Source organism: Actinoplanes sp. NPDC051633, assembly GCF_040681735.1.
Lineage (GTDB): Bacteria > Actinomycetota > Actinomycetes > Mycobacteriales > Micromonosporaceae > Actinoplanes.
Genome location: NZ_JBFAZH010000574.1, coordinates 1 through 4,992, shown reverse-complemented (window position 1 = coordinate 4,992; position 4,992 = coordinate 1). Strand labels below are relative to the sequence as shown.

Below are 4,992 nucleotides of genomic sequence, written 5' to 3'. Positions count from 1 at the left end.
CTCCGTCGCCGAGGCAGCGTGCCGGCGCCCGCGGGGTATGCGGGCGGCGGCACGCTAACCGCTCCCGGCGACACTCGTGGAAGGCGGGGAGAGGTCGGGCCAGCCGAAGACCGTCAGAGTCTCGGGGCATGCGAGGGTGTTGTCCGGCAGCCGACCGGCACGGCCTGGGGGTCACGTCCCGCGGAGTGGTGTAGATCGCCGGCGTAAGGCTCTGTGCGTTGTTCAGTTTTCCGGTTCGTTGCCCTGTCTGGCAACGCGTCTGGTTACGCCGCGATCAGTTCGCTTGTCGTGGTCGGTGTCGTGGTGAGCATGGCCATGGAGCCTTCGGCGAGGTAGCGCCGGTCGCCGGTCTGCCATTCGTCGTGGGCCTCGACCAGCACCGCGCCGGCTAGGCGGAGCAGGGCGGCGGGGTTGGGGAACACACCGACGACGTCGGTGCGGCGTTTGATCCTTGTTCAACCTCTCGAGGGGGTTGGTCGACCAGATCTTCTTCCAATGGCTGACCGGGAAGCCGGTGAACGCCAGCAGGTCCTCGGCGGCGTCGCGCAGCATGGTCTCGACCTTCGGGATTGCCGGCCGAGCATCCCGGCGATCACGTCGAGCTGCTCACGGACGTGGGCGGCGTCGGGGGGCGAAGATGGTGCGGATCGCCGCGGCGACCATCTCGGCGTTGCCCTTGGGGACCTGGGCGAGCACGTTACGCAGGAAGTGCACTCGGCAGCGTTGCCAGCTGGCGCCGAGCAGCACCGCGGCGATGGCCTGCTTGAGGCCGGTGTGGGCGTCGGAGATGACCAGCTGCACCCCGCCCAGCCCACGGGCCTTCAACGACCGCAGGAACGCGGTCCAGAACGCGCCGTCCTCACTGTCACCCACGGCGAACCCGAGCACCTCCCGCCAGCCATCACTGCGGACGCCGGTGGCCACCACGATCGGGCCGCGCGCGACCCTAATAGACGGAGGAACTATGGAGCCGGAGGACGCCCTACGAGAAACCGGCGACTCCGACATGCGAATGGACAGTGATACGTTGACACTGCCAAGCCAGCCATTTGTGTACGCACTCGGACGCATTGAGCCGCGCTTCCCGTCGATCGGCATCGAGAAGGAGTTCGCTCAAGCAGCTGGCCGCGCTATAACCGCTGGCTTGACCGATCAAGAGACTTTCCAGGCTGTCCTGGCGGACAGTTCCAACCGCTATCTAGCACGCCAGTTGTGCTGGATCTTCGTGATCGAGGGACTAGAGACGTATCTGTTGGCGCCCCGAGAATCCAGTGATCTCGACCTCCTGATGCAATCAGTTCGAGGGAGGCCGCAGCCTGATGACCTCGACCTGGCCATCGGAATCCTCGGGCCTACCGCTCCACCGGATGCGTGTAATGGTCTTGGCTTGCCGATTCTCATCTACGACCAGATTTTCTCGTTCGATCGCGACAGCCTCCTGGGAGCCATCCCCACGCCGGAGGGCGCGAGCAAAGCAGAGATCACAAAATTCCGCGCGACTGCAGAGGAGGTGCTTGACCGTATTATGCAGATGGCTGACAATGCCGGGGCAACGGACGAGCACCGGGCACTCAACTACTTGGCCGTGCGATATCCTGCTGTTTACGCCCAAACCGCTGCCGCACACGCTGATGATGCATCGCTGACGGCGGTCGAGGTTAAATCCTCTCGTCTGAGGAACACACGCACGGTGCTGGACGTTATCTTCGCCTATACCCACCGTCAGACCGATGTGACGCATAAATACTTCGTCCGCGTGGACGTGTCGGAAGAATTCCCATTCATGGTGACCAAATTGTCGCCGTACTTCGACCGCTAGCATACACACCACAAACAAGGGACCAGATATGAGCATTCCACAGTTTGTAGCTGGATCATCTCTGTACAGAACTCGGTCCGCGTACGCTACTCAAGCACGTGCCGAGCACGGACGACCGCTCCGGCGGTTCGTTCTGCAAGCAGGATGCGACATCGTCAGGCCTGGCGGAGGCGCCGGGGGAGGTGGCGGCAGGCCGCCGGTCGCTTCGCGATGCGGTGTAAATCAACGCTGTTGTGATCCCGCACCCAATGGACTCTGCTTCGACTGCATTCCGCGGAATCGGCAGTGTCCATGATCGCCAATTGGACAACGCGACAAGCCGACGGAGGGCACAGATATGAACGTACCCGGCTTCACAGCTGAAGTCTCACTTGAAAAATCCCGCACCACATATTTTTCTATTCCCGGCGCAATGGATCCCGGCAAGAACTTCGCTCCATCCCAAATTGCAGACTTCAGTGAATCAGTGGCGGCGACCCAGGCAACTCTCGATCCGCGTATCACCACTCGAGTCGGTCGTCAGGCCCTATCCTTATCTATTCCTATATACGGCAATTGGTGCGGCCCGGGGTTCGGCGGACCAAACCCTCCCATAGATGCGGTCGACCAGGTGTGCTGTCGGCACGACAAGTGTTTCGACGACCGAGGGTATGACGACTGCAAGTGCAACCGGGACATGATCTTACGAATGCCCGCCGCTATCGCAAGTTCTGGAGTTTCCGCAGCAGGGCGAGCCGCCGGGGCAGGCATCATCGCTGCACTGAGTTTGGCACCATGCTTGTGTCACCAGTATTGTCTGCCGTTTTTAGGCTGCCGCGATCTGCCGGGGCCTGGAGGGGTGCCAGGCGTGCCCGGCATTCACTTGTGTCCTCCTGGGTTTGGCTAGGGCCTGACAAGGTGGCCTAAAGGGCAGTTGGTGATCCGCTGCGCGCTAACTAGCGGGACCCCTGCGCGACAGCCAGGAGGGAGCCGGCCGACGTACAGCAATACGGCATGGCGCCTGACGAGGACGGGACGTCACTTGACCACCTCATAACACAGCGAGCCGCCTGAGTCAGCTGACAGCAACGACGACAGCAACCGCCACGGACGGAGCCGGACAGGTCGTGATGGTGGCGGACGACTGTCCGAGGTCACGGACGCGGACAGACGCGGCCGGACGCATCGCCCAAGTCTTACAAGCGAGGGGTCGAGGCGAGGTTTTCTCCTACGACGGCGTCGGGCTGACTGACCTCGTAGGCAGCGAGTCAATCAGGGCGACGTGCCGGATCCGTTACAGAAAGGGAATCTTGCTGGGCACTCGGGGTTTGCGCGTCTCCTGACTCGCTACGGAGGCGAATCCACGCCTGAATGTATTCGTCTCCAATCCGCCGCAGCACCCTGAAATGCTCATCGAGCTCCTTCTTGTTCATGGCGTTGCCAGTCGCGCCGGCGGTGTACCGCAAACGGCGTTCACGACGGGTGCCCGTTCCCCTCCCAAGGCCACCGGTGACGCAGATCAACCGTTGACGTTCGGTGGTGGCGGGGGCTCCTCAATTCGACTGGCGAGTGCGCGAAAGGTAGGGGCAGCGGCGATAACGGCGCCGCCCACGGCCGCGGCCAACGCCACATAGGATGACAATTTCCCAGGCCAATCGCTATTGTCGATAACAAGTGAAATTACAACGGGTACTGCCACTAGTATCGACGCTATACGAATACCGAGCGTATGTGTCCACGGCTCTCGACGTGGTGGAATCTGCTCGTCCGCGTGCCTTATTATCCAAGTCCAAATCAGACCGGACAATGCGGCTAATAGCGACCACAAGAGGACCCTGTTGTGAAAAGGATAGCTAACGTGTATATCTATGGGAATGTTCGCCCCTCGCGCGCGAGGATCGTCGAGGCTGGTCGCGCCGACATACTTTCCGTAACCGCTTACTTCGCCGAGGCGTGGAGACGCGCATATGCTGACTGTTACGGTCCGGCCGTCCCGCGCAACTTGGGCAACGCTCGTGACTTGAGCATGTGCCAGGACGTCGCCGTCGTCGCGGCGAAATTCCGTAGTGGCCATGGCTAGCGGAGTCCCGGCTGGGAGAGTCGAATCTCCCTGGATAGTCAGTTCCGGTGATCTACCGTTACGAAGGCCCCCACTAGGTGGTATAACGATGTCTATTCGTTGCTCACCGGTCGCATCTGCGACGGCGACACTTGCGACCTGAGTCGTCGGAGGTAGTGCCTTGGGTGTGCAGCCCGAGGACGTTGGTGTGACTTCAGGCTCCATCATCCAAGCGGCGTAGGCAGCGACAATGACGAGTAGACCGCTAGCAACATTCGGACCCCTGGGTCGCAGCCACTGCGAATAGTTTGATGACATCGTCGACCACCCGTTCTTGACTGATTGCCACGACACCCGGCTCATCGCGGACACCTCCCGATCATCCCCTGAGTGATTCTGACGAGACCTGCGGGAATGACGCAACGCCGTTGTTGAGCTAATACATGTTAGTCCGACGTAGGCAGTGCTCGATGTCGGAGTTCAGACACCCGGCTACCCATCCTCTCGGCCTTCGTCCTCGGGACTATCTCGCTAACGGCACCTCTCTTTGTCATCCATGAAGGAGTGGGGCCGGTCAAGTCGTGGGTTTGCTGCCCTTCGCCTGCGGCCGCAGGCCGCTGGTAGGCGTGCGTGACTGGCCGCGGCGTAGCCGTGGTGGGGGTTATGGGTTGGTCGTGTTCGCCAGGTTCCGGGTTCGATGCCGGAGGGCAGGCCGAGGCTCGGCTGCCGGTCATCCGTTCGCCCCGCAGTCTTTCGGGGGCATGGTGATTTACGACCGTGACCGGGCGGGGTCAATCAAGGAGGCGACCACGCCGCCGGCCGACGGGGGTCAGACACAGAACGACCCGCGTCCGGTCACGTCCGAGCCTGCTCACGCCGCCGTGGCTTGGTCGAGGGCGCGGATGTGCCCGTCGCGCAGGCCGTAGTAGACGTAGGTGAGCAGTTTGCGGGCCACCGCGACGGTGGCGATGTTGCGGCCCCGGCGTTCGGCGATGCGGGTGCGCCTTGCTCGAGCCAGCCCGCGTTGCGGGCGCCCTGGGCCGCCTCGACCGCGGCCCAGCGCACCAGGGTGGAGCCCTGTTTGGTGATCGGGCCGCGCCGCACCACGGTGTCGGACTCGCGGTGCTTGGGTGTC

The 4,992-nt window shown here is 62.4% G+C and carries 2 protein-coding genes and 1 pseudogene; 1 reads left to right on the top strand and 2 read right to left on the bottom strand.

The annotated features are described in order from the left end of the window. Nucleotides 1-314: 314 nt before the first annotated feature. A pseudogene (locus AB0M20_RS26900) lies at nt 315-930 on the bottom strand (IS256 family transposase); the annotation flags it as partial. A gap of 34 nt (nt 931-964) precedes the next feature. Between AB0M20_RS26900 and AB0M20_RS26895 the strand changes: the two are divergent. Then, entirely contained in the window at nt 965-1,819 is an 855-nt protein-coding gene (locus AB0M20_RS26895) for a hypothetical protein (RefSeq protein ID WP_364302796.1), read from the top strand. A gap of 2,909 nt (nt 1,820-4,728) precedes the next feature. On the opposite strand, the gene AB0M20_RS26890 is transcribed toward AB0M20_RS26895, so the two are convergent. Beyond that, nucleotides 4,729-4,992: hypothetical protein (locus AB0M20_RS26890; protein ID WP_364302794.1), on the bottom strand; the 264-nt coding region annotated here is incomplete at its 5' end.